Below are 25,190 nucleotides of genomic sequence, written 5' to 3'. Positions count from 1 at the left end.
CAAAAATCAACATGATGACTTAACAATGCCTATACCTATAAAAAAAGGGACAAGCAAGCCTGTCCCTTTTGGTAGTGTGTACTTATCAATCAATATATTCCTCCCATTTGCTATAAAGAGCTTCAAGTTCTCCTTTAAGCTGGGTGGTTTCATCATGAATTTCTCGACTGCGTTGCGGATTTGAATAGATTTCTTCCTGACACATGAGGGTCTCCAGATCTGCAATACGTGCTTCGATAGCAGCAATCCTAGTCTCGATGGATGTCTGTTCCTGCTTGCGTTTTTTTGTTTCTTCCCTTTTTTCTCGTTCCTTTTTTCTTTCATCCTTCATTTGGGTTTTGGTTTTCAACGTTTCATTTTCTTCATCTATGGGATTTTGAAGTTCCAGCTTTTTTTCTTGATAATAGCGATAGTTGCCGAGATACTGAAGAACGCCATCTGGGGAAAGCTCCAAGATCTTATTGGTGACCTTATTTAAGAAGTAACGATCATGGGAGATGACCAACAAAGTACCATCATAGCCCAGGAGCGCATCCTCCAGAACTTCCTTGGAAGCAATGTCCAGGTGATTGGTAGGCTCGTCCATAAGGAGAAAATTTGCCTTGGATAGTACAAGCTTTAAAAGGGCTATACGACTTTTTTCACCACCACTTAAAGTGGAAATGATTTTAAAGACATCTTCACTACTGAAAAGAAAAGAACCCAAAAGGGTACGAACCTCCGTCTGAGTAAAACGAATATTCTCTTGCCAGATCTCATCAATAATGGTATTGGAGAGGTTCAAATCAGATTGTTCTTGATCGTAGTAGCCAAGGTTTACATGATGTCCTACCTTCATCATGCCTGTGTCATAATTTAGTTTTCCCAACAGTATTTTCAATAGGGTAGATTTTCCTATGCCATTTGGGCCAATCAAACCAATTTTATCTCCTCGGTAAACTTCAAAATCCACATTTTGAAAAAGTCGATTATCTTCGAAACATTTACTCAGATTTTCTACCTTTAATACATCGTCACCACTTTTGATCTGGGTTTCAAAACGGATTTTTGTCCGCTTGTTGTACCATAGGGGACGGTCTATCGTTTCAACATGATCCAAACGCTTTTCACGGCTTCTTGCCCTCTTGGCCAGCTTTTCCGTACCATGCTGTTTGAAACGACGAATGATTTCTTCCTGACGATGAATCTCTTTTTGCTGGGTTTCATATTCTTTTAATTGCTGCTCAAATAGAACCTTTTTTTTGTCCACATAATCACTATAGTTGCCTTGATAGATGGTCAAAGAAGTATTTTCGATCTCAAAGATCTTGTCAACAATTTCATCTAAGAAATATCGGTCATGGGATATGATGAGGATGGTACCCTTATAAGCTTTGAGAAAGGCTTCTAACCATTCAGTAGCTTCGATATCCAGATGGTTTGTGGGCTCGTCCAGCATGAGGATATCTGGCTGCTTCAATAGGAGCTTGGCCAAGTTTAATCGAGTTTTTTGGCCACCGCTTAATTGATAAATGGGTTGATCAAACTCTTCATCTCGGAAGCCAAGACCTTTTAGAACACCTCGAAGCTCACTTCGATAGCCATAGCCATTTCGATTTTGAAACTCATCGGACAAGTGGGCATAGGTCTCCATCAGCGAATGCAATGCATCGCTGTTGCTGCTTTCACTAGCTCTTGCAATATCTTGTTCCAAAGATCTAAGATTTTCTTCCATGGTAATAAGCTCTTGAAACACCTGAAGTACTTCTTGAAAAATGGTGTTTTCCTGTTGCAGCGTGCTGGTTTGCTCCAAATAACCGATGGAAAGATTTTTAGACAGATAAATATCGCCAGCATCGTGGGGATATTGACCAGTGAGTATCCGAAAGAGAGTTGTTTTGCCAGCACCATTGGCTCCTACGATTCCTACCTTATCTCCCTGGTTGACAGAGAAGGAAATTTGGTCTAAAATCACATCTATACCAAAGGATTTCGATAGGTTGTTGCATGATAAAATAATCATAAAAATCCTCCAAACTTTTAAGTCAATGCACAATATTATTGTACCAAAAAAGAGATACGAAGAAAATCCTTGCTCTCATAATGTGTGTCATAAAGCGGTAGAATATATAGGAAGCATTTTTATGCAACCTAAAAATTGACAGAATTATAGCAAAATGTTATAATTTTAATCAAAAATTATATAAAAATAGGAGAAGATTTGGATGGAGAAAGATAGCGCAAAAATTTCCATGGCTGTAATCAGAAGATTGCCTAAGTATCATAGATATCTAAAAGATTTATTGGATAGAAATATTACAAGAATATCCTCCAAAGAACTAAGTAAAGTTATCGGTTTTACTGCATCCCAAATCCGACAGGACTTAAATAATTTTGGGGGTTTTGGTCAGCAAGGTTATGGTTATAACGTGGATGCTCTGTACGATGAAATTGGAAAAATCTTGGGACTAGATAAAACCTATAGCACCATTGTCATTGGTGCAGGAAATTTAGGGCAAGCCATTGCCAACTATACAAATTTCGAAAAGTCAGGCTTCGTACCAAAAGCCATGTTTGATATGAACCCCAAGCTAGTAGGGTTGAAAATTAGAGACATAGAAATCCATGATATTGATACGGTAGAGAAATTCATTCAAGAGCATAATATAGATATCGGAATTATCTGTACCCCTGGACCGCAGGCCCAGAGTGTTGCTGATAGATTAATTAAGGGTAGAATAAAAGGGATTTGGAATTTTGCTCCCATCGATCTAACGGTACCGGATGAAATCGTGGTAGAAAATGTTCATTTGAGTGAGAGCTTGTTTACACTATCCTTCTTACTAAGGCATAACCAGTTATAAGTGGAGGAGTCCATCTCTTAGAGGTGGACTTTTGTTTTAATGGTTAGTGGTGTTGGGGTGGAGTTATAGGGGATAGAAGAAAAGCAAAAATCGCAAAAAATGTTGTCTGGAAAAAAAGACAGTGTGCGATAAAATGGACAATTGTTAGTTATGTATTTAACAAAATAGACATGGAATTGCAAAATTTTTAAAAGAGTGTACATTATTTTGTACACTCTTTTTGCATAAAAGATAAAATAAATCCATCGGTAGGATAGCCGCTTACGAGGTGAATGACAGGAATAAGGAGTATAGTGCCTTGAATAAAACTGATTATTTTTTAACGATATCTATTAACTTGGCACAGAATATGCATAATATATCCCTGGAATTTGTTAAAAAAATGTTCATATTAAAATATAGAGGAGGGAATCGATGTGCAATTTCAATTAACCAGAGAACAAGAAATGGTTAGAAAAATGTTAAAGGATTTTACGGAAAATGAGGTTAAACCTTTGGCAGCTGAGGTCGATGAAACGGAGCGTTTTCCAGTGGAAACCGTTGAGAAAATGAATCGTTATGGAATGATGGGGATGATCGTGCCTAAGGAGTATGGTGGTGCAGGAGCTGATGAGGTCTCCTATGCAATTACTGTAGAGGAACTTTCAAGAGCATGTGGGACTACAGGCGTAATTTGTTCTGCCCATAACTCTTTGGCTTGTTGGCCAATCCTTAAGTATGGTACTGAAGAACAGAAAAAGAAATATTTAGTACCTTTGGCAAAGGGTGAAAAAATTGGTGCTTTTGGATTAACAGAGCCTAATGCAGGTACAGATGCAGCAGGACAACAAACCATTGCAGTGTTAGATGGCGATGAGTGGGTATTAAACGGTACCAAGATATTTATTACCAATGGTGGAGCTGCAGATACTTATGTTATTTTCGCCATGACAGATCGCTCTAAGGGTGTAAAAGGTATATCTGCATTTATTGTAGAAAAGGGAACGCCAGGGTTCAGCATTGGTAAAAAGGAAAAGAAGATGGGAATTAGGGGCTCTGCAACGACAGAACTAATCTTCGAAAATTGTAGGATTCCAAAAGAGAATTTATTAGGTTCTATAGGCAAAGGATTTGGTATTGCCATGTCTACTCTAGATGGCGGAAGAATCGGTATCGCAGCCCAAGCATTGGGTATCGCCCAAGGTGCACTGGATGAGACAATCAAGTATATTCAACAGAGAGAGCAATTTGGAAAACCAATCGGTAAGTTCCAGGCATTGCAGTTTGATGTGGCAGATATGGAGACAAGGGTTAATGCAGCACGATGGATGGTTTATAACGCTGCATGGAGAAAATCAGCAGGTTTATCCTATGGGAAAGAGGCAGCTATGGCGAAACTGTTTGCTGCAGAGACAGCGATGGCTGTGACCACGAAGGCTGTTCAACTCCATGGTGGATACGGCTATACACAGGATTATCCTGTAGAACGAATGATGCGTGATGCAAAGATTACGGAAATCTATGAGGGAACATCGGAAGTACAAAGAATGGTCATTGCGGCAGCAGTGATTAAGTAGAGGGGGGTTCATTCATGAAAATAATTGTTTGTGTAAAACAAGTACCTGATACAAATGAGGTTAGAATAGATCCAGTGAAAGGAACTTTGATTCGGGATGGTGTTCCAAGTATTCTGAACCCAGACGATAAAAATGCTTTGGAAGAGGCGCTAAAACTAAAAGATCAAAGAGATGACGTTCATGTAACAGTTATTACCATGGGGCCACCTCAAGCGGATGAAATGTTGAGAGAATGTCTTGCTATGGGGGCTGATGAAGCCGTTCTTTTAAGTGACAGAGCTTTTGCTGGTGCTGATACATGGGCTACTTCCAACACATTGGCGGCAGCTGTACGGAAAATTAGTGAGTATGATATCATTTTTGCCGGTCGTCAAGCTATCGACGGAGATACTGCCCAGGTAGGACCACAGTTAGCAGAAAGACTGGGAATCCCACAGGTTTCCTATGTACAGAATTTTGAGGTTCAAGGAGATGTGATTCAGGTTCAGAGAGCATTAGAGGATGGTTATGAAGTGATTCAAGTGAAAAAGCCTGTACTCCTAACAGCCATCAAAGAATTAAATCATCCAAGATATATGTCCATTGGAGGCATCTACGATGCTTACCGATCTAAAGAGGTAAAGGTATGGGCATTGTCCGATATCCATGTCAATAAAGATGACGTAGGTTTAGAAGCTTCACCTACCCAGGTAAAACGTTCCTTCACACCAGAGCCAAAAGGAAAAGGCATTATGTTAAAAGGTAACACGAAGGAAATGGTAGAACAGCTTGTTGTAAATTTAAAGAAAAAACATGTGATATAGGGGAGAAATGGAGGGAGACCGATGGCAATTTTTATATTAGAAGATAAATGTATTGGATGTAAGCTCTGTTTAAAGTCTTGTCCGTTTGATGCCATAGAGATGGTGGGTAAGAAAGCAGTGATTACAGATAAATGTGTTGCATGTGGTGCCTGTCTTGAGGCATGTAAATTTGAAGCCATTATTAAGGAAGAGTCAGGAAAAGAAAAGAAAGATCTTACGCAGTATAAGAATGTGTGGGTATTTGCAGAACAAAGACAGGGAAAAATTATGCCTGTTGCCATTGAACTGCTAGGAGAAGGTAGAAAGCTAGCCAATGAAATCGGGGTAAAACTCTGTGCCGTATTGTTAGGAAATAAGGTAGAAGGATTGGCGAAAGAGCTTACTCAGTATGGTGCAGATACTGTGTATTTGGCTGAACATGAATTGCTGGATAAATATACGACAGATGGGTATACAAAAGTAATCAGTGATATGATAGAAGCATTGAAGCCAGAAATTGTGCTGATGGGCGCTACCCATATTGGTAGAGACTTGGCACCTAGGGTTGCGGCTAGGGTAGATACAGGTTTAACAGCAGACTGTACAAAACTGGAAATTGATCCAGAGGATAAAAAGCTATTACAAACACGTCCTGCCTTTGGTGGAAACATCATGGCAACCATCGTTTGCCAAAATCATAGACCACAGATGTCTACTGTACGTCCAGGGGTTATGGACAAGGCGAAAAAAGTGGAGAATGGCGCTGGTGAGATTGTTCCTTTCTCAGTTGTTTTGGAGAAAGACCATATCCGCACAGAGGTTCTTGAGATTGTGAAGGCTGATAAACAACAAGTTGCTTTGGAAGAGGCAGAGATCATCGTCGCTGGTGGTAGAGGCTTAGGTAAAGCTGAAGGATTTGCATTGTTGAAGAAACTGGCGGATAAGCTTGGGGGTGTTGTTGGAGCATCCCGTGCAACGGTAGATGCAGGCTGGATTGATCATGACCATCAGGTTGGTCAAACTGGTAAAACAGTAAAGCCAAGAATCTATATTGCCTGTGGTATTTCTGGTGCTATTCAGCACATTGCAGGTATGCAAAGTTCTGATGTGATTATTGCAATCAATAAAAATCCAGGAGCGCCTATCTTCCAAGTAGCAGATTATGGCATCGTGGGAGACCTTTACGATGTAGTTCCTGCATTAGTTGACGCATTAGACCGTGTAGACGACTTGATGAGTGCGTTGAAGGAAGTAGCAGTGACAGAATAGTTGACGTTTGGAGTTAAAAGTTAAAAGTTGAAAGTTGAAAGTTGAAAGAGTAACAAAAACTTACAACCTACAACTTACAACTTAGGATATGAAGAACGGGCAGTTGATCGTGGTGACAGCTGACCCGTTTTTTATTGTCTAAGAAAGTATAAATCTTAAGTAAGTTCAAATTAAGTAAGCACAATGGATGTAAAGATTGAGAAAATCAGACAATAAAAAATAGGGGTTGTAGGGGATGAAATCCCCTGCCGTACCAAGGAGGGTGCTTTTTTTATTTATTTGAAACACATTCTCAGTTATGATATAATTACACCAGTCTATAGAGTTAGGTGATGAAGATGGCAAACTACCATAAGGAAATCAATAAAATGATAGAGAGACTGGTACATCGCGTTTTAACTTATGATCGTACTGGCTTTAAAGCGGGTATGAAAGCGGAAACCTTATCCCTACTAGATATATATATATTGAAGAAAATCGGAGAGGTGGAGTCCAAAAAAATTTATGAATTGGTGAATGAAATGGAGATGGATCGTGGCATCGTGGCTTCTTCCACCAATAAGCTTGTGTCCTGCGGATTTGTAGAAAAGGAAAAATCTCAGGAGGACAAAAGAGTATTTATCCTTCGGTTGACAGAAGAAGGCAGACACTTATGGGAAAAGAACCAGAAAGTGCATTCAGATCTGCTGAACGCTGTATTAGGGGATGTAACCTTAAATGAAGAAAAGGCCATCTTAAAGTTTCTAAGCAAAATGAATCAGAGAACACTGCTTCGCAATGGGAATGAAAAAAACCTCAGCCAATAGGCGGAGGTTTTTATTTATGTAGAGCGAATTAACCTTGAACAGGAGCATCTACTGGGCATACATTAGCGCATGCACCGCAATCAATACATCCATCAGCATCGATCACATAAATGTCATCACCAGCGCTGATTACGTTTACTGGACATTCTGGTTCACAAGCTCCACAACTGATACAAGCATCTGTAATTACATAAGCCATAATATATTCCTCCTTCAATATTCATCATAATATTTGTCTAAGACGACAATTGTATTATAGCAAAAGGCTATAGGAAGGACAACAAAGAACAAATAAAAAAAGGAGAAAAAGGCTAATATATAATGATTATCATTGTATATCTATTCGTGAAAATGCACAATATATTTAGTTAGATTAGAAAATATGATAGAATAATAGTATTGCTAGTGGTTAGTAGTTAGTAGTTAGTGGTTGCCTCAAATTTAGGGGTCAGGAATCTAGCTTCAAACATCTAACCTCCAAAAAGGGAGGTTTTCCATGAAAGTTGTGGCATTGGTTGGGGAAAGTGGTACTGGAAAAAGCTATCGTGCGATCACTTTGGCACATGAGAAGGATTTGGATTGTATCATTGATGATGGTTTGTTTGTTCAGAAAAATAAGATAATTGCAGGAAAGTCTGCCAAAAGAGAGTCAACGGCAGTAGGGGCTGTAAAGAGAGCTCTCTTTCATGATGATGATCATCGGGATTTGGTGAAGCAGGCCATCCATGGAAGACAACCTCAAGGGATTTTGATTTTGGGAACCTCAGAAAGAATGGTAAAGAAGATTGCGGAGCGATTGGATATCGGGCCAATCCAGGAATTTGTATATATTGAGGATATTTCCACGGAAGAGGAACGAAAGATGGCAAGAAAACAGCGGGGCGATCTTGGAAAGCATGTTATTCCAGTACCAACCTTTGAGATTAAGCAAGATTTCTCGGGGTATTTTATTGATCCCCTTAAGATTTTAAGACGAAGAAAAGACAATACCATAGATGTCTCGGAAAAGTCTGTAGTGCGGCCGACCTTCAGTTATATGGGCAGATATACAATTTCAGACAAAGTCATCTGTGATCTCGTTGCCCATGCGTCTTCGAAGATTATAGGTGTTTCAAAGGTAGCCAGAATTGATGTGATGACTGGACCTAATGGTGTAGTGATTACTATGGATGCAATCATGGTTTATGGTAATCCATTAAGAACCTTGGCGAAACAGATTCAAGAGCAAGTAAAAAAGGAAGTTGAATACATGACTGCATTGAATATTCTGGCAATTAACATCACGATAAAAAGTTTAGTCGTTTTAAGTTAGAGTGTTTACAAAGAAAAATGGGTGTGATATTATAATCTAGGAAATGAGGACAAGATGATAATCCTCATAGGAAAACATTTTCACACCCTTTTTGTATGCATTTTGCTTTTTTTTAATTGGTCTAGGTTAAAAAATTAACAAATTCAGATAATTGAAATAACTTAGGATAAAAAATGCAATACTAATCAAAAGAATAACTTAGTTAGGGTGTGGAATTGAGAGCTTTCAAAGTTTTGAGGCATCAACATGGTAGCGTATCCCATTTAGACGAAGCTTACGGATAAGAAACTTGCATGGATGTCTAAATCACTGGTACATGCCGTGTAATTATTTAAATATAAAAAGGGAGAAGTGATGTCATGAATACTTATGTTCAACAAGTGCTTGAAACTGTAAAACAAAGAAATGCAAATGAGCCTGAGTTTTTACAAGCAGTTGAAGAAGTACTGCACTCTTTAACACCTGTAATTGAAAATCATCCAGAATATCAAGAAGCAGGTATCCTAGAAAGAATGGTTGAGCCTGAGAGACAAATCGTTTTCAGAGTACCTTGGACAGATGATAATGGCAAAGTACAAGTAAATAGAGGTTTCAGAGTACAATTCAACAGCGCAATCGGACCTTACAAAGGTGGTTTAAGATTCCATCCTACTGTATACCTTGGAATCATTAAATTCTTAGGTTTCGAACAAACTTTCAAGAACTCTTTAACAGGTCTTCCAATCGGAGGCGGTAAAGGTGGTTCTGATTTCGATCCAAGAGGTAAATCTGACGCTGAGATCATGAGATTCTGCCAAAGCTTTATGACAGAATTATACAGACATATCGGACCAGACGTAGACGTTCCAGCTGGAGATATCGGTGTAGGCGGAAGAGAAATCGGTTACTTATACGGACAATATAAGAGAATCAAAGGTGCATTCGAAAACGGAGTACTTACTGGAAAAGGCTTAACATATGGTGGTAGCTTAATCAGACCAGAAGCTACAGGATTTGGTGTAACATACTTTGCTGAAGAAATATTAAAGCATGAAGGAGATACTTTCGCAGGCAAAACTGTTGCAGTATCAGGATTCGGTAACGTAGCGTGGGGTGCATGTATTAAGGTTGCTGAATTGGGTGGAAAGGTTGTAACACTTTCTGGCCCAGATGGATACATCTACGATCCAGCTGGTGTAACTGGTGAGAAGATCGAATTTATTGCACAATTGTTAAATGAAAACAAAGGTGCAAGCATTAAGCCTTATGCTGACAAGTATGGCGTAGAGTTCTTCCCAGGACAAAAGCCATGGGGCGTAAAAGTAGATATCATCATGCCTTGTGCGATCCAAAATGATATTACAATCGAGCATGCGAAGTCAATCGTTGCCAATGGTATTAAGTATGTTGTTGAAGGTGCAAACATGCCTACAACAAACGAAGCGGTTGAATATTTATTAGCAAATAAGGTAATTGTAGGTCCTGCGAAGGCTGCAAATGCTGGTGGTGTTGCTACTTCTGCTCTTGAAATGTCTCAAAACAGCATGAGAATGGCTTGGACAGCTGAAGAAGTAGATGAAAAGCTTCACCAAATCATGATCAACATCCATAGAGATTCTATGAATGCTGCTCAAAAGTATGGTTTTGGCTATAACTTAGTAGCAGGCGCAAACATCGCTGGATTCTTAAAAGTTGCTCAAGCGATGGTAGCACAAGGTTTAGTATAAGATCAAGATCAACAGGAGGAACCCTTTCGGGTTCTTCTTTTTTATATATGTACTTTTTGAAAAGACAGCAAACTCAATCGTCATCCTGAGCGCAGCGAAGGAACTCAGAGGGAAGATTTAAATGCGTGAGATCCTTCGCTACCGCTCAGGATGACAATCACTTCTTTATAGCAGTTTCAAGAGCCATGCTCGAAGAAATTTCGTTGGTAACATGCGATTTTTACAGTTTGGCAACGAATATTAAATTTCTAAGACAATAGGAAAAAAAGACTGGTTTTTATATTACAATAGAAGAAAGGAGGGATGTCAATGAGAAATAAATGGATTTATAAAGTCTTTATGACGTGTATGATATTGATTTTTGCATGGGGTGGAACTGCTTATGGTGAAGGTGTATCCTTTTATACGCCAAGACCCCAAGGGAATGTTATGGTTTCAAAACCAATGATCAGTTGGCAAATTATCCTAAATAACAATACGATAGAAGCCATAGATATGAAACTAGATGGCAGTAAGGTTGAGGCAAAATACAACAAAGAAACAGAATCTATTGAATACATACCATCAGAACCAATCAAAGGAGGACGCCATACCATTGATGTCAATGTAGGGCTACAGGGATGGTCTAAGCCCCTTAGTCGAAGCTGGCAGTTCACTGTGAGTGATCAGGCTGTAGAGCAACTTCCAATGGGTAGTGTAGAGCAAAAAATAGTTTTAGATTATGTCAATCAATATCGTGGGCAGTTTGAATTGAAACCTTTTCAATTGGAGCCATCATTAAATGCAGCGGCTTCAGCCCATGCCGATTATATGACCATCAATCAGGAGACCACCCACTTGGAATCAGCAAAGGAAAAAGGCTTTGTGGGAGCAACCCCTATGGATCGGGCGGGGAGCTTTGGTTATACCGGCGGTTATATCAGTGAGAATGTTAGTAGTGGACAAAAGGATTATAAGGAAGCGATTAATGGATTGGTGGATGCGCCATATCATCGATTGTCATGGCTAAATCCTAATCTTTCTGATTTAGGCTACAGCAGTCGAGAAAAGTACTATTCTTTCCTATTTGGAGGGAAGAAGGTGAAAGAAGATCAGGTGGTGGTATATCCCCTGGATAATCAGAAAGGTGTAGCGATTTCGTGGGATGGAAATGAAACACCCGATCCTCTAAGAATGCATAGGAAAAAGGAAAGGGTTGGGTATCCTGTTACCTTGTCTTATTTTACAGGAAAAAATATTACGAAGTTTTCTATAGACAAGGCGACGTTGAACGACAGTCAAGGAAAAAATGCTGAGATATTCTTAAATACGCCGCAGAATGATGACAATCTAAAAGACAGTATTATTATGATTCCTGTAGATTCTTTAAGTATGGGTGAGAAATATACGGCTGTGGTGAAAGGAACCATCGTTTTTGAAGACAAGACCGAGAAAAAGATTGATAAGACTTGGACCTTTGAAACATCAGTGTTTACAGATGTATTTGATCACTGGGGAAAAAATGATATTCTTGACTTGGGGAGTAAGAAGATCATTACGCCTAAAAAAGGTACGGAATACAAACCTGATGATAAGATTACCAGGGCTGAATTTGCTGAGTTTGTGGTAAATGTCTTAGATATACCTGTGAAGGATTATGAAGGAATTTTCAAGGATGTGGCAAAGGAAGCCAATAAGGCTGCCTTTATCGAGGCCGCTTATCGGACTGGCATCGTTAAAGGTGTGGGGGATGGAAACTTTGCACCGAACCGATGGATTACGAGGGAAGAAATTTCTGCCCTTGTTATGAGAGCCTATGAGAAAAAAGGAAATATGGAAAAAATCAAGGAATTGCCAGCCATTACCTTTGCGGATAAGTATTATATTAGTCCTTGGGCGTTGGGAGATATTAAAGCTGTGGTTCAATTGGGAATTATGAGAGGAAGATTAAACAATGAGTTTGCACCAAAGGATTATGCCACCAGAGCAGAAGCCGCAGTCATTGTGAAAGGATTGTTGGCTGCGTTATAGGAACAAAGTTGCCTATCGGCAATTTGTTTTCGCTAGGAAACCCTAGGTTTCCTTCGACGGCTGCAAGGCAGCCTGAGCACCTTCCTGAATGCGGCAAAGGGGAATCCCCTCTGCACACCCCATATATAGAAAATCAGGGGAGCATAATTTTCTATATATTAATATAGCATGGAAATGAAATGACTTTCGCTTCCATGCTATTTGCATTTAGTAGGTTGTTTTTTAAAAAAAATGATAATATCGTTTAGTTTCTGGAGGATATCGATAGGTAAGTCATCCACAGAGGATAATAATTGAGATAGGGCAGCATACTTTTCATCATCATAGATCTCCTTGCCTTCCAGGACATGATCGATCAGGGAGGTTGTTACATCTTGTACATTTCTGCCAAGCAAATAATCTATGGAAACCTGAAACAAATCTGCAATAGCGTTCAGGGTATATTCATCTTTCGGAAATCTAGAGCCTTGTTCATAGTTGCCTACGGCTTGGCGGGTGATTTTTAAATAATTAGCCAATTCTTCTTGGGTCATATGATTTTCTTCTCGAAGTTTTTTCAGTCGGATTGCAAAGGACATATTTATCACCTCTTGGATATATGGTAGCACAAAGAAAAATTATATCATATAGATGAAACAAAGCGTGTACAATACTTGAAAAAGACATGTAATGTAGCATATAATGAGAATAATGGTGTAAAAATTTAGGAGATTTGAAGGATGGAAAAAATATGATCAACCAACTGAGAGAAAGAGTAACGAAACAAATAAGAAGAGCATATGATAGCAGTTTTTATATTTATGAAGAGGAATGGAATGAGGTCTTAGGAGAGGTAATCCGACATTTGATTGCTCATAATATTTGCTTAGGAAAAGATATTCAATATGAAGAATTTATTGAAACCATCTGGCAGTATGTTTCATTGAAAAGAAACTGGTTGCAACAAAACCTGTAAACTGAAGATTAGCAAAAGTAAAAAATAAAAGGAATCTTTTATAGATTCCTTAAAGTATTCAGAAGCCCTTGAGAACTTCAGGACTTATATGAAGAAAAACATTCTTTATAATGCAATACCTGCTTCCTCAAAGGTAATCATTTCTTTCACCATATAAGTAGCGGCTTCCACAATGTTGAAGGCGATAGCAGCTCCGGAACCTTCGCCTAGACGCATTCCCATATCAAACATGGGTTGCAGTCCGATGAGGTCTAAGGCTGTTTTTCCACCTTTTTCTGCAGAACAGTGGGAGGGGATCAGATAGTCTTTTACCTTCGGTTCAATGGCACAAGCGATAATAGCAGCTGCTGTGGAGATGAAACCATCGACTACCACAGGAACGCCATGGGCAGCTGCGGCCAACATGGTACCAGCCATTCCACCAATTTCAAAGCCTCCAACCTTTGAAAGTACATCAATTGGATCATGGGGATTCGGTTGATTTTGTGAGATGGCCTTGCGGATCACATTTGCTTTGTGGTCTAGCTGGTCCGCAGCTAGACCAGCGCCTATGCCTACGACCTCGAATGGATCATAGTTCCCCATAACTGCTACAATGGCGGCGCTAGGGGTGGTATTTCCAATGCCCATTTCTCCTGTACCAATCAGATTTTTTCCAGTCTTTATCTGTTCTTCTGCAACCTCGATACCTATTTCTAAAGCTCGGATGGCTTCTTCCCTGGACATGGCAGGACCTTCTGCCATATTGCTTGTTCCATAACGTATTTTGCGCTGAAGAACTCCAGGATGATCTATATCAACAGCCACGCCGATATCGACGATGATAACTTCAGCACCAGCTTGCTTGGCAAAGGCACAAACACCCGTTACACCCTTGGCAAAGTTAGGAGTTTGTATGGCTGTAACGACTTGCGGATTTGGCGTAACCTTCTCTTGGTATACGCCATGATCGGCGGACATGACAATGACTACCTTATTGTCTACCGATGGATAAGTTTTTTTTGTGATGCCAGCCAGTTGGACTGCCAGATCTTCCAATCTTCCGAGGCTTCCCGGCGGTTTGATGAGGGAATCTACACGACTCCGTGTTTTTGTCATTGCTTCTTGATCTAGCGCTGAGATCATCCCTAGGGTTTGTTTAAGTTTTTCCATTTGATATTCCTCCTTTTATTCGTTAGGGGTTAAAGGTTGAAGGAAAGGGAGACAAATAAAAAAAGTCCATAGTTTTTTGCATAGGCAAAAAACCATGAACTTTACCATCCTTCATGTACTTCTAAAGCTTATAGGCAGGTCTCCTGGCTTGACATCTTCGTCTTTCACACCTTCCCGGAAAACCAGTGGTATCTTGTGATTGACTCCGTCCTACAGTGGCGGGACCGCTGAAGATTTTCACTTCATTCCCTATTCTCCCCTCTGGGGCACCTATAACCTCTAACATTTCTATGAAACAATATATTCGACGGAAATGGAAAATATCCTTCTTCGAAGTTGAAAGTTAGAAGTTGAAAGTTAGAAGTTGAAAGTTGTAGGTTGAAAACAGATGAGATAGAAAAAATAATTTTGGATTCGAATACTTTTAAAAGCTAGATTATAGGGTAAAGATAGAGACAAGCTTATAACTTGACCTATTGGAATAAGAAGGAGGAAATACCTTGAACTATAAAATAGTTGAAGAAAAAGATAAAGTGATATTAGAAGGCGTAGCGGATTTCGAATTATCCCATATCTTTGAATGTGGCCAGTGCTTTCGTTGGAATCGAGAAGTCGATGGCAGTTATACATTGGTAGCTCATAAAAAAATATTGAATGTGGCGAAGGAGAAAGATCAAATCATCTTTAATAATACGAATATTGAAGATTTTTATGGGATTTGGAAGACATATTTTGACTTGGGTCAGGACTATGGAGCGATAAAAAAGTCCCTCTGTAAAAATGATCCTGTCATGGAAAGAGCCATTGAAAAAGGATATGGGATTCGAATACTTAAACAGGATGAATGGGAAACCTTGATTTCCTTTATCATATCCTCTAATCGAGGGATTCCATTGATTAAAAAATCTATTGAGGAACTCAGTGAAAAATATGGACGGCTGATCGGGACGTATAAGGGAAGAGGGCATTATGCTTTTCCTGAACCAGAAGCATTGCTGAACAGAACGATCGAAGAGATTCGGCTTTGCCGTACGGGTTATCGAGCGAAATACATCCTAGACGCTGCAGCCATCGTAGGAGAGCGACAGATGAATATTTATAATATCCATAATTTAGATACGGATATGGCGAGGAAGGAACTTTTAAGAATTAGTGGTGTAGGGCCAAAGGTAGCGGATTGTATTTTGCTGTTTTCTATGGGCAAATTTGATGCCTTTCCCATTGATGTATGGGTAAAGCGGGTGATGGAGTATTTTTATCTGCAAGAAGACATGCCCTTGAAAGTTATTCAGGATTATGGACAGAAACGTTTTGGTGAATATGCGGGATTCGCCCAACAGTATCTTTTCTATTATGCCAGGGAATTAGGAATAGGCAAATAATTCAAGAAGGAGTTTTTTGGATCACAAAGAATATATAGTTAGATATACGAAAGAGACATATATAAAGGGGGAAACAATGGTGCTGGGAACAATCGTAAATGCATTGGCCATTGTGGGGGGGAGTATTATAGGTTTGATTTTCGGTGGAAGAATCCCTGAAAAATATAATGATACTGTGATGAAATCCATGGGTTTGGCGATTATATTATTGGGATTATTGGGTGGATTAAAGATTCAGGATCAAGATGTACTACTGGTACTTTTTAGCTTAGCTATAGGAAGTTTGGTAGGAGAGTATTTATGCATTGAGGACCACCTTGAAAGTTTAGGGAAATGGATAGAAAGAAAGATGGGAAAAGCTGAAGGCGGCATTGCCAAGGGGTTTGTTACCGCTAGCTTGCTGTATTGTGTGGGCTCTATGGCTATCGTGGGCTCATTGGAAAGCGGATTGGTAGGAAATCATCAAACATTGTATACCAAGGCGGTACTGGATGGGATTACTTCCATCGCATTTACGTCCACCATGGGAATCGGTGTGATGCTATCGGCTGTGGCAGTTTTTGTATATCAAGGACTGATTACCATGACAGCCTCTGTGATGAAGGTCTTTTTGATTGATGAGGTAATCCGTCAAATGTCGGTGGTAGGTGGATTACTGATCCTTGCCATTGGCCTGAATATGATTGAGGTAAAGCGATTGAAAGTAGGAAATATGCTTCCGGGGATTTTTATTCCATGTGTATACTACATAGGGAAACTATTATATTTCAAAATATTTTAACCCATCGTCATGGAATAAGGATATAGAACTTGAGAGAGACAAAGCAGTCTCTTTTTCAATTTCTATCTAGAACATGAAAATATTGGGGAATAATTCCCTCTAAGAAACTAGAAGCAGGGACCTAAAAGAAGATAGAGCAGCGTACATCTATAATGTAAGGAGGTGCATACAGGTTGGCGCGCCTATTGAATTTTCTCAGGAAAGACTCCTTAACAAATCGACTGAAAAAAATTAAGGATGGAGATTCACAAGAAAGAGAAATTTTTATTGAAGAATATATACCCTTTATTATAAAAACCGTGTCCAATACGACCAATCGCTACGTAGAATCAGAGAACAGCGAGGAGTATAGTGTTGGATTGGAGGCCTTCAATGAGGCCATTGACAAATATGAGGGATCTAGAGGTACATTTATCGGATTTGCTGAGTTGGTAATCAAAAGCAGGGTAACCGATTGTCTGCGTAGGGCCAGCAGGCATATGGTGGCTGTTCCCATAAGTCAGTATGATGAGGAGCAAGAAATGCAGATCGAGGCTCAGTTAAAAACTGAGGACTTTACAGATGCTTTTGAATTAAAGGATGAGATGAGGGCTTTTGAAGAACAGCTAAGGGCGTTTGATATTACCTTTTCGGACTTGGTCAATGAAGCACCGAAGCATGTAGATACCAGGATAAATAGCATAAAGATCGCAAAATATGTTGCAGCCCATCAAGGTTTAAAGGAAGAATTGTTTCGTAAAAAAACATTGCCTGGCACCAAAATTACGAAAGAGTTGAATGTGACATTAAAAATGTTAAAACGCAGTAGGAAATTCATCATTGCCGCCATATTGATTCTAGATAGCGATCTAGAACTTTTAAAAAATTATATTCTTGCCATAGAAGGGGGTGTTGCGGATGGTCTACAGAGGATGCGTGGTGAAGGTTGAAAGTGATTTTGCGGTTGTTTTGACAAATACTATGGAATATCTGAAGGTTGTAAAAAAAGATGGACTGGATGTAGGAAAAGAAATTATCTTTGTTCATGAAGACATTTACAGAAAAAAGAAGATTTCGGTGAGAACCATTGGTTTGGCCGCTGCCATGTTCCTGGTTATGATTGTTTCCATGACTTGGTTAAATTCATGGAATACCACAAGGGTTCTTGCCAGTACAGCGGCTATTGTCAGTGTAGATATCAACCCCAGTGTAGAGCTTGAAATCAATCAGGAAGAAGAAGTTTTGAAAGTAATTCCTATCAATGAGGACGGAAAGAAGGTTATATCAGAAGGTCTTGTAGGCATGGCTATTGATGAGGCAGTCCTGACCATCGTGAGCAACGCAAGGGAATTGGACTATCTGACAGAAGAGCGGAATACGGTATTGATTTCTACGACTATGACATCAGAAAAAGTATTCCTTGATGGGAAGAAAATTGTAGAGAAAATAGAGCAGAAGCTGGAAGAAAAAATAGAAATGAAGCAGATTCAAGTCGCCCATCTCCAGGGAAAAACAGAAGATGTTCAGAAAGCTCGAGATCAGCATATATCTGTTGGAAAGTATGGGGTTTTCAAAAGAGCGGAAAAGGATGGAGAGAAGCTTACCATTGAAGAGGTGAAAGAATTAAAGGCACAACAAATCCTAGACAAGGGTATTGGAAAATTAAAGGCGAAAGAATTAAAGAAAAGGACGAACTCAGAAGAAATAGACAATAATAAAGAAGAACCAGAAGATCAGATGCCACTGAAAAAGGAGAAAAAGGAGAAAAAGGAGAAAAAGGAGAAAAAGGAGAAAAAGGAGAAAAAGGAAAATCATCCTCCTGGACAAGAAACGGCTCCAGGTCTCCAAAAAGCTCCTGGATTGCAAACAGCTCCGGGTCAAATGAAAAAAATAGCCCCTCCAGAAGAAAAGAAAGATGAAGATAAAAAAAAGAGTGATCAGGAACAATTGGAAAAGGATGAGATGATTCAAGAGCAAAAAAAAGATGAAGAAAAGCATGGGACACAAAAGGAAAAAGAGCAGGAAGCATCTAAGGATGAAGAGGAATCAGAAAAATCAAAGAGATCAGCAGAAAAAGAAAAAATGAAAGAAAAAGAGAAAGAAAAAGAAAACGAAAAATTGAAGGAAAAAGAAAAGGAAAAAATAAAAGAGAAGAAATAGAAATTAGGAAATAGGGCGCATTGTCCATGAAGAAAACTTGTAGTATGCTATGGCTACAAGTTTTTTGACACTTACAAACAAATTTTTTGAAAATATGAAACAGGCACCTAAAAAATTAAGAAAAGTCGTATTCCTATGACGTAAAGCGGAAATACATAAAGGAGGATGAAAAGATGAATTGGAGAAAAGTGGTTTCATTGACGGTTATTGCAGCCTGTATGTTCTCAGTGCCAGCTAGTGCCATGGCAAAGGGAGGTAAGACAGAAGCTCCAAAGGAAAAAGTTGAAAAAGAAGTAAAGGTAGATAGTGAGAGCACAGTGGAAGCTGATGAGAGCACAGTGGAATCAACAAGTGAAACGATCAAAGAAAAAGTGAAAAATATAGAATGGAAGGCAGTAAAAGATGCGTTAGAAGCTGATAAAGATGCGATAGAAGCCTCAAAAGAGGAGGTTGAAGGTAAGTTAGCTGAATTAGAGGCTGCTTATGAAGCTGCGAAGGCCAGTGGTGACGAGGCTGCAATAAAAGCTGCTCAAGAAGCAGTGGCTGCTGCTAAGCTTGAAATGACAGAACTTAAAGCGGAAATGAATGACATTAAAGGGCAAATGAAAGAAGTGATTAAGAATAAATATACTCAAGAAGAACTAGATGCTTTAAAGCAGGTGGCAGAGGAAATCCAACAGGCAGAGACAGATGTAGAAGTGATTCCAGTGGAAAATATTTATTCTAAAAAAGGAAATTTCAAGTTTGATGTGCCACCAGTGATCAAGCAGGGAAGAACATTGATTCCAGTAAGGGCCATCACTGAAGGGCTTGGCGCAGAAGTAAAATGGAATGGAGAAGCACAAGAAGTAACCATCGAGAAGGATGGGGTAGTGATTATTTTCAATTTAAAAACTGGTATAGTATTAGTAAATGGCGAAGAAAAGGAACTTGATGTACGCCCAGGAATGATTAATAACAGAACGATGGTACCTTTGAGATTTATAGCAGAAACCCTAGGCCTAAATGTAGAATATGATAAGGAAACGGGTGTTATTGACATCGAAGAAGGACAAACAGATGACACAGATGTTGAAAATCAAGAAGAGACTGTTGTAACTGTGGAACCAGATGGGACAATGGATGATGATACAACGGTGACCGTAGAGCCAAGTACAGATACAGATACGGATACTGATACAGACACGGAGGATGCAACGGTTGCAAATGTTGAGCCAGTTACAGATGAGACAACAGCTCAATGATAAGTACATGTAATTGCACATACAATGATCGTGGCATTTTTTCCTTGATTGAAATGAAAGATTATTTTATAATTAAAAACATAATGAAGTCACACGACTGGCGGAAGTGGAATAAACCACGGGGAGTGTGACGGAGAAAAGCCGACCGCCTGGGCATAGAACCCAGGCGGTTTTTTGCGTTAGTTAAGAAAAAAATAAAAAACATTTTTAACGGATATACTAAGGCCGGATGATGGAGAAATATTCTGCCTATTTTCAAAATTCGACGCTTTGGTGACGAGGACTATAGTATAATTCAAACATGAAATATTGGGAAAATACATAGAGAGGGTGGTTATGATGGTAAACAAGGTACCAAGCGATATCGAAATCGCACAGCAGGCCAAAATGAAGGCAATTGGAGACATTGCGAGAGATTGGGGCATATTGGAGGATGAGTTGGAGCTTTATGGAAAATATAAAGCCAAAATCAATTCCAGTATCTTTACCCGATTAAAAGACAAGGAAGATGGCAAATTAATTCTTGTAACAGCAATCAGTCCTACGCCAGCAGGAGAAGGAAAGTCAACGACCACTGTAGGATTAGGTCAAGCCCTTAACAAGATTGGCAAGAAAACTGTTATTGCCCTAAGAGAACCTTCTTTAGGACCAGTATTTGGTGTAAAGGGTGGTGCAGCAGGGGGTGGATATGCTCAGGTGGTGCCTATGGAAGACATCAATCTTCATTTTACAGGGGATATGCATGCTATTACTACAGCCCACAATCTATTATCAGCGACCATCGATAACCATATCAATCATGGAAATACATTGAATATAGATCCAAGACAAATTGTTTGGAAAAGAGTTTTGGATATGAATGACAGAGCCCTACGGGAAGTCGTTGTCGCTTTAGGGGGTAAAGCCAATGGATTTGTAAGGCAGGATGGTTTTATGATCACCGTGGCTTCAGAAGTGATGGCGATCTTATGCTTGTCTTCTGATTTAATGGATCTAAAGGATCGATTAAGTAGAATGGTTATTGCCTACAATCATGAAGGGCAACCTGTTACTTGTGGGGATTTAAAAGTTCAGGGTGCCATGGCTACCGTGTTAAAGGATGCTATTAAGCCAAATCTTGTACAGACCCTTGAGAATACGCCAGCCCTAATCCATGGGGGACCTTTTGCCAATATTGCCCATGGCTGTAACAGCATTATGGCTACAAAGCTGGGATTAAAGTTGGGTGAATATCTTGTAACAGAGGCAGGCTTCGGTGCAGACCTTGGAGCAGAGAAATTCTTAGATATCAAGTGCCGTTATGGTGGTCTAAAACCAGCTGCTGTTGTAATTGTAGCAACCATCCGTGCACTGAAAATGCATGGCGGCGTAAAGAAAACTGATCTAAGCATGGAAAATGTAGAAGCCATTGAGAAAGGTTTTGCCAATCTTGCAAAGCAAGTGGAGAATATTCGTAAATTCGGGCTACCTGTATTGGTGGCAGTGAACCGATTTGTCAGCGATACTGAAGCTGAAATCGAAGTATTGATAAGAAAATGTATGGAATATGGTGTGGAAGTTGCACTGAATGAAGTTTGGGCAAAAGGCGGCGAAGGCGGCATTGAGATGGCAGAGAAGCTGGTTCAAATCGTCGATGGTACGTCACCAGATTTCAAGCACCTATATCCAACGGAGGCTTCTATCCCAGAGAAGGTAGACGCCATTGTAAAAGAGATTTATGGCGGCGATGGGGTCGTATTCTCTTCCAAAGCGCTAAAGGAAATCAAGAAACTAGAAGAGCTGGGATTGGATAAGCTGCCCATCTGTATGGCAAAAACCCAATACTCTTTATCGGATGATCCAAATCTCCTAGGTGCACCAAAAGGATTTAAGATTAATGTAAAGGAAGTAAGGGTATCCGCAGGGGCAGGATTTATCGTGTGCCTTACTGGAGAGATTATGATCATGCCAGGTTTGCCAAAGGTACCATCGGCAGAGAAAATCGATATCGATGAAAATGGTGTGATTACAGGATTGTTCTAAAGGGTTAGTTGTTAGAAGTTAGAGGTTAGTGGTAAAAGGATGAAGCGCATCCGAAGCCTTTTGTCTCTAACTTCTACTAATGCCTAATCATTAAAATATAAGAAATATTATAGCTACGAGCTATTGGCTATCAGCTATTAGCTTATATAAACAAGGAGGTAAATAGAATGATTACAAATTATGATATTTCTCAGGCCATGACCATAAAGTTAGATAGCGTGTTGCCTGAATATCCAAAGTTTATTGAAGGGATTCGAAGAGCCCCTGATCGGGGCTTTAAGCTTACACCTGCTCAGACGGAAACTGCATTGAAAAATGCTCTCCGCTATATACCTGAGGAGTTTCATGAGGAATTGGCGCCAGAGTTTTTAGATGAGTTGTTGACAAGAGGAAGAATCTATGGCTATCGTTTCCGCCCGGCAGGAGATCTGAAAGCCAAGTCTATTGATGAATATAAAGGAAACTGTATTGAAGGAAAAGCCTTCCAGGTAATGATCGGCAACAATTTATGTTTTGATATTGCCCTATATCCCTATGAATTGGTTACCTACGGGGAAACGGGAAAGGTATGTCAAAATTGGATGCAGTATCAATTGATTAAGAAATACCTTGAAGTGATGACCAATGAACAAACCTTGGTCATTGAATCTGGCCACCCTTTGGGATTATTCAAATCAAAGCCAGATGCTCCTCGAGTGATCATTACCAATGCCTTAATGGTAGGGATGTTTGACAATCCAAAGGACTGGGACATCGCAGAGCAGATGGGTGTGGCGAACTATGGACAGATGACAGCTGGTGGCTGGATGTATATAGGACCACAGGGGATTGTCCATGGTACCTTTAATACACTGCTAAACGCGGGAAGAAAGATATTGGGTATTCCTGAAGATGAAGATTTGAAGGGCAAGCTATTTGTGACCTCTGGTCTAGGTGGTATGAGTGGCGCACAGCCAAAGGCAGTGGAGATTGCCAATGGGGTAGGTATCGTAGCAGAGGTAGACTATTCCAGGATAGAAACCAGACACAGCCAAGGCTGGGTACAAAGGGTGACAGCTGATATGAAGGAGGCTTTTGATATTGCCAAAGAGTATATGGAGAAAAGAGAAGCCATGTCCATTGCTTATCATGGAAATATCGTTGATCTGCTAGAGTATGCGGCTAAGAATAACATTAAAATTGATTTGTTATCTGATCAGACTTCCTGCCATGCAGTATATGAGGGCGGATATTGTCCTCAAGGATTGACCTTTGAAGAAAGAACAGAAATGTTAAAAAGTGATAGAGCACAATTTATCAAGCGGGTAGATGAGACCTTGAAGCGTCACTTTGAGGTGATAAAGACCCTTGTGAATCAGGGAACCTATTTCTTTGATTATGGGAATGCGTTCATGAAATCCATCTATGATGCAGGGGTAAAAGAAATTTCAAAGAATGGTATTGATGACAAGGATGGATTTATTTGGCCGTCCTATGTGGAGGATATCATGGGTCCTGAATTGTTTGACTATGGCTATGGGCCATTCCGCTGGGTATGCTTAAGCGGTAAAGAGGAAGACCTCAGAAAAACCGATAAGGCAGCCATGGATTGTATTGATCCAAATCGCAGAGGACAAGATCGAGACAACTATGTATGGATTCGAGATGCGGAGAAAAATAAACTTGTGGTAGGTACCAAGGCAAGAATTCTGTATCAGGATGCCATGGGTAGAACAAAGATTGCACTAAAGTTCAATGAAATGGTGCGGAATGGAGACGTAGGACCTATCATGCTAGGTCGTGATCACCATGATGTCAGCGGAACGGATTCTCCTTTCAGAGAAACCTCAAACATCAAGGACGGCAGCAATGTCATGGCAGACATGGCGACCCAGTGCTTTGCTGGAAATGCAGCCAGAGGGATGAGCTTGATTGCCCTCCATAACGGCGGGGGTGTAGGTATCGGAAAATCCATCAATGGTGGATTTGGCATGGTACTAGATGGCAGCGAAAGAGTAGACAATATTTTGAAGACTGCCATGCCATGGGATGTGATGGGCGGTGTGGCAAGACGTGCTTGGGCGAGAAATGAAAACTCCATCTCCACAAGCATGGAATTCAATAAGGATAACATGGGTACGGATCATATTACCCTTCCATACATTCCAAAAGAAGATTTAGTGAAGCATCTTGTAGAAAAAGCGTTTAGGAAATAAGATTGGGATTAGAGAAAAGAGATAGGAGATAGGTTAAAGGTTGGAAGTTAGAGGTTAGAAAAAGGTTTTAAAAACTACTAACCACTAACTACTAACCACTAACATCTAATACGAAAGGTGGAGTATCCATGAGTAATGTAAAAAAAATCATTGAATGTGTGCCAAACTTTAGTGAAGGTAGAGACCTAGAAAAAATCGAGAAAATCGTGAGCCCTTTCAGGGGAAAAGATGGGGTAAAGCTTTTAGATTATAGCAGGGATGAAGACCACAACCGATTGGTGGTTACCGTTGTAGGAGAACCAGAAGCTGTGAAAAATGCAGTGATTGAAGCAATGGGCGTAGCTGTTGAAGTAATCGACATGACAAAGCATCAAGGCCAGCATCCAAGAATGGGTGCCGTAGACGTGGTACCTTTTATTCCAGTGAAAAATGTAAGCATGACAGAGGCTGTTGAATTGGCTAAGGAAGTTGCCAAAGAAGCATCTGAAAAGTATGGATTGCCAATCTTCCTCTATGAAAAGGCAGCTACCAATCCTACAAGGGAGAACTTAGCCAATATCCGTAAGGGAGAATTCGAAGGAATGGTAGATAAGATCAAGCAGGCAGATTGGACGCCAGATTATGGTCCTGCTGAAATTCATCCAACAGCTGGAACCACAGCAGTGGGTGCTAGGATGCCATTGGTAGCTTACAATGTAAACTTAAATACCAATGATATTGAGATTGCCAACAAAATTGCCAAGAATGTGCGCTTCTTAAACGGAGGCTTACGATTCTGCAAGGCTATCGGTATTGAATTAAAGGACAGAGGCATTGTGCAAATCTCCATGAACATGACGGATTATACAAAAACAGCCCTTTACAGAGCATTTGAATTGATTCGAATCGAAGCTAGAAGATATGGTGTGAGTATTGTGGGCAGTGAGATTATCGGACTGGTACCAATGGAAGCATTGATTGATACAGCGGTATATTACTTAGGTGTTGAGGATTTCTCCATGGAGCAAATTCTTGAATCTAGAATGATGGAGTAAGC

21 protein-coding genes and 2 riboswitches are annotated in these 25,190 nt (G+C 39.9%); of the genes, 17 read left to right on the top strand and 4 right to left on the bottom strand.

Annotated features, from left to right (window positions below; translation table 11 throughout):
- Window positions 1-85: 85 nt before the first annotated feature.
- On the bottom strand, window positions 86-2,002 hold the full coding sequence (locus HNQ80_RS18035; RefSeq protein ID WP_184312073.1) for an ABC-F family ATP-binding cassette domain-containing protein: 1,917 nt from the start codon (window positions 2,000-2,002) through the stop codon (window positions 86-88).
- 202 nt (window positions 2,003-2,204) lie between these two features.
- On the opposite strand from HNQ80_RS18035, the gene HNQ80_RS18030 reads away from it, so the two are divergent.
- The 5 genes from HNQ80_RS18030 to HNQ80_RS18010 all read left to right on the top strand — a co-directional run bounded on the left by HNQ80_RS18030 (window position 2,205) and on the right by HNQ80_RS18010 (window position 7,256).
- The gene (locus tag HNQ80_RS18030) at window positions 2,205-2,843 is read left to right on the top strand and encodes a redox-sensing transcriptional repressor Rex (RefSeq protein WP_184312072.1); all 639 of its coding nucleotides are present in this window, start codon (window positions 2,205-2,207) and stop codon (window positions 2,841-2,843) included.
- Between the two features lie 416 nt (window positions 2,844-3,259).
- Window positions 3,260-4,399: an acyl-CoA dehydrogenase gene (locus tag HNQ80_RS18025; RefSeq protein WP_184312071.1), complete on the top strand. Its 1,140-nt coding sequence runs from the start codon at window positions 3,260-3,262 to the stop codon at window positions 4,397-4,399.
- A 14-nt stretch (window positions 4,400-4,413) separates the two neighbouring features.
- Window positions 4,414-5,202, top strand: a complete 789-nt coding sequence (etfB, locus tag HNQ80_RS18020; RefSeq protein ID WP_184312070.1) for an electron transfer flavoprotein subunit beta — start codon at window positions 4,414-4,416, stop codon at window positions 5,200-5,202.
- 21 nt (window positions 5,203-5,223) lie between these two features.
- Complete coding sequence (locus HNQ80_RS18015) at window positions 5,224-6,450, top strand: electron transfer flavoprotein subunit alpha (RefSeq protein ID WP_184312069.1); 1,227 nt, start codon at window positions 5,224-5,226, stop codon at window positions 6,448-6,450.
- Window positions 6,451-6,788: 338 nt separating this feature from the next.
- Complete coding sequence (locus HNQ80_RS18010; protein ID WP_184312068.1) at window positions 6,789-7,256, top strand: MarR family winged helix-turn-helix transcriptional regulator; 468 nt, start codon at window positions 6,789-6,791, stop codon at window positions 7,254-7,256.
- Window positions 7,257-7,284: 28 nt separating this feature from the next.
- Here the strand turns inward: HNQ80_RS18010 and HNQ80_RS18005 are convergent, their stop codons facing one another.
- Window positions 7,285-7,455 carry a DUF362 domain-containing protein gene (locus HNQ80_RS18005; protein WP_184312067.1) on the bottom strand — a complete coding sequence of 57 codons (171 nt, stop codon included), beginning with the start codon at window positions 7,453-7,455 and terminating at the stop codon, window positions 7,285-7,287.
- Window positions 7,456-7,752: 297 nt separating this feature from the next.
- Between HNQ80_RS18005 and HNQ80_RS18000 the strand changes: the two genes are divergently transcribed.
- From HNQ80_RS18000 to HNQ80_RS17990, 3 genes are all read left to right on the top strand, one after another.
- Window positions 7,753-8,568: an Asp23/Gls24 family envelope stress response protein gene (locus HNQ80_RS18000; protein ID WP_184312066.1), complete on the top strand. Its 816-nt coding sequence runs from the start codon at window positions 7,753-7,755 to the stop codon at window positions 8,566-8,568.
- Between the two features lie 359 nt (window positions 8,569-8,927).
- Window positions 8,928-10,274 (top strand): NADP-specific glutamate dehydrogenase, encoded by a 1,347-nt coding sequence (gene gdhA / locus HNQ80_RS17995; protein WP_184312065.1) that lies wholly within the window; start codon window positions 8,928-8,930, stop codon window positions 10,272-10,274.
- 309 nt (window positions 10,275-10,583) lie between these two features.
- The gene (locus tag HNQ80_RS17990; protein WP_184312064.1) at window positions 10,584-12,284 is read left to right on the top strand and encodes a CAP and S-layer homology domain-containing protein; all 1,701 of its coding nucleotides are present in this window, start codon (window positions 10,584-10,586) and stop codon (window positions 12,282-12,284) included.
- A 197-nt stretch (window positions 12,285-12,481) separates the two neighbouring features.
- Here the strand turns inward: HNQ80_RS17990 and HNQ80_RS17985 are convergent, their stop codons facing one another.
- Complete coding sequence (locus HNQ80_RS17985) at window positions 12,482-12,862, bottom strand: helix-turn-helix domain-containing protein (RefSeq protein ID WP_184312063.1); 381 nt, start codon at window positions 12,860-12,862, stop codon at window positions 12,482-12,484.
- A 152-nt stretch (window positions 12,863-13,014) separates the two neighbouring features.
- Here HNQ80_RS17985 and HNQ80_RS17980 point away from each other — a divergent pair, with 152 nt between their 5' ends.
- Complete coding sequence (locus HNQ80_RS17980) at window positions 13,015-13,239, top strand: hypothetical protein (protein ID WP_184312062.1); 225 nt, start codon at window positions 13,015-13,017, stop codon at window positions 13,237-13,239.
- A gap of 105 nt (window positions 13,240-13,344) precedes the next feature.
- Here the strand turns inward: HNQ80_RS17980 and cobT are convergent, their stop codons facing one another.
- Window positions 13,345-14,391, bottom strand: a complete 1,047-nt coding sequence (gene cobT / locus HNQ80_RS17975) for a nicotinate-nucleotide--dimethylbenzimidazole phosphoribosyltransferase (RefSeq protein WP_184312061.1) — start codon at window positions 14,389-14,391, stop codon at window positions 13,345-13,347.
- 116 nt (window positions 14,392-14,507) lie between these two features.
- Window positions 14,508-14,680, bottom strand: a riboswitch (cobalamin riboswitch).
- Between the two features lie 211 nt (window positions 14,681-14,891).
- Here cobT and HNQ80_RS17970 point away from each other — a divergent pair.
- The 8 genes from HNQ80_RS17970 (at window position 14,892) to ftcD (ending at window position 25,188) form a co-directional block, all read left to right on the top strand.
- Window positions 14,892-15,773: a DNA-3-methyladenine glycosylase family protein gene (locus HNQ80_RS17970; RefSeq protein ID WP_184312060.1), complete on the top strand. Its 882-nt coding sequence runs from the start codon at window positions 14,892-14,894 to the stop codon at window positions 15,771-15,773.
- Window positions 15,774-15,852: 79 nt separating this feature from the next.
- Window positions 15,853-16,554 (top strand): DUF554 domain-containing protein, encoded by a 702-nt coding sequence (locus HNQ80_RS17965; RefSeq protein ID WP_184312059.1) that lies wholly within the window; start codon window positions 15,853-15,855, stop codon window positions 16,552-16,554.
- A gap of 173 nt (window positions 16,555-16,727) precedes the next feature.
- Window positions 16,728-17,483, top strand: coding sequence for an RNA polymerase sigma-I factor (gene sigI / locus HNQ80_RS17960; protein ID WP_184312058.1), 756 nt, complete (start codon window positions 16,728-16,730; stop codon window positions 17,481-17,483).
- Window positions 17,452-18,693: an anti-sigma factor domain-containing protein gene (locus HNQ80_RS17955; protein ID WP_184312057.1), complete on the top strand. Its 1,242-nt coding sequence runs from the start codon at window positions 17,452-17,454 to the stop codon at window positions 18,691-18,693. Before sigI ends, HNQ80_RS17955 begins: the two co-directional genes overlap by 32 nt.
- 173 nt (window positions 18,694-18,866) lie before the next feature.
- Window positions 18,867-19,937 carry a stalk domain-containing protein gene (locus tag HNQ80_RS26050; RefSeq protein WP_184312056.1) on the top strand — a complete coding sequence of 357 codons (1,071 nt, stop codon included), beginning with the start codon at window positions 18,867-18,869 and terminating at the stop codon, window positions 19,935-19,937.
- Between the two features lie 83 nt (window positions 19,938-20,020).
- Window positions 20,021-20,099, top strand: a riboswitch (ZMP/ZTP riboswitch).
- Window positions 20,100-20,273: 174 nt separating this feature from the next.
- The gene (locus tag HNQ80_RS17945) at window positions 20,274-21,959 is read left to right on the top strand and encodes a formate--tetrahydrofolate ligase (RefSeq protein ID WP_330602936.1); all 1,686 of its coding nucleotides are present in this window, start codon (window positions 20,274-20,276) and stop codon (window positions 21,957-21,959) included.
- Window positions 21,960-22,126: 167 nt separating this feature from the next.
- Window positions 22,127-24,154 carry a urocanate hydratase gene (locus HNQ80_RS17940; protein WP_184312055.1) on the top strand — a complete coding sequence of 676 codons (2,028 nt, stop codon included), beginning with the start codon at window positions 22,127-22,129 and terminating at the stop codon, window positions 24,152-24,154.
- Between the two features lie 128 nt (window positions 24,155-24,282).
- Window positions 24,283-25,188 (top strand): glutamate formimidoyltransferase, encoded by a 906-nt coding sequence (ftcD, locus tag HNQ80_RS17935; RefSeq protein ID WP_184312054.1) that lies wholly within the window; start codon window positions 24,283-24,285, stop codon window positions 25,186-25,188.
- Window positions 25,189-25,190 lie beyond the last annotated feature (2 nt).

The organism is Anaerosolibacter carboniphilus (genome assembly GCF_014205875.1).
GTDB lineage: Bacteria > Bacillota > Clostridia > Peptostreptococcales > Thermotaleaceae > Anaerosolibacter > Anaerosolibacter carboniphilus.
This window is presented reverse-complemented; position numbering and strand designations above follow the sequence as displayed.

Bases quoted from the DNA above. Each gene is read 5' to 3' on its own strand.
- HNQ80_RS18035 (WP_184312073.1), bottom strand. From the start codon at position 2,002: ATGATTATTTTATCATGCAACAACCTATCGAAATCCTTTGGTATAGAT.
- HNQ80_RS18010 (WP_184312068.1), top strand. From the start codon at position 6,789: ATGGCAAACTACCATAAGGAAATCAATAAAATGATAGAGAGACTGGTA.
- gdhA (WP_184312065.1), top strand. From the start codon at position 8,928: ATGAATACTTATGTTCAACAAGTGCTTGAAACTGTAAAACAAAGAAAT.
- HNQ80_RS18015 (WP_184312069.1), top strand. From the start codon at position 5,224: ATGGCAATTTTTATATTAGAAGATAAATGTATTGGATGTAAGCTCTGT.
- HNQ80_RS17990 (WP_184312064.1), top strand. From the start codon at position 10,584: ATGAGAAATAAATGGATTTATAAAGTCTTTATGACGTGTATGATATTG.
- cobT (WP_184312061.1), bottom strand. From the start codon at position 14,391: ATGGAAAAACTTAAACAAACCCTAGGGATGATCTCAGCGCTAGATCAA.
- HNQ80_RS18030 (WP_184312072.1), top strand. From the start codon at position 2,205: ATGGAGAAAGATAGCGCAAAAATTTCCATGGCTGTAATCAGAAGATTG.
- HNQ80_RS18000 (WP_184312066.1), top strand. From the start codon at position 7,753: ATGAAAGTTGTGGCATTGGTTGGGGAAAGTGGTACTGGAAAAAGCTAT.
- HNQ80_RS17980 (WP_184312062.1), top strand. From the start codon at position 13,015: ATGATCAACCAACTGAGAGAAAGAGTAACGAAACAAATAAGAAGAGCA.
- etfB (WP_184312070.1), top strand. From the start codon at position 4,414: ATGAAAATAATTGTTTGTGTAAAACAAGTACCTGATACAAATGAGGTT.
- HNQ80_RS17955 (WP_184312057.1), top strand. From the start codon at position 17,452: ATGGTCTACAGAGGATGCGTGGTGAAGGTTGAAAGTGATTTTGCGGTT.
- HNQ80_RS17940 (WP_184312055.1), top strand. From the start codon at position 22,127: ATGATTACAAATTATGATATTTCTCAGGCCATGACCATAAAGTTAGAT.
- HNQ80_RS17985 (WP_184312063.1), bottom strand. From the start codon at position 12,862: ATGTCCTTTGCAATCCGACTGAAAAAACTTCGAGAAGAAAATCATATG.
- HNQ80_RS18005 (WP_184312067.1), bottom strand. From the start codon at position 7,455: ATGGCTTATGTAATTACAGATGCTTGTATCAGTTGTGGAGCTTGTGAA.
- HNQ80_RS17945 (WP_330602936.1), top strand. From the start codon at position 20,274: ATGATGGTAAACAAGGTACCAAGCGATATCGAAATCGCACAGCAGGCC.
- HNQ80_RS26050 (WP_184312056.1), top strand. From the start codon at position 18,867: ATGAATTGGAGAAAAGTGGTTTCATTGACGGTTATTGCAGCCTGTATG.
- ftcD (WP_184312054.1), top strand. From the start codon at position 24,283: ATGAGTAATGTAAAAAAAATCATTGAATGTGTGCCAAACTTTAGTGAA.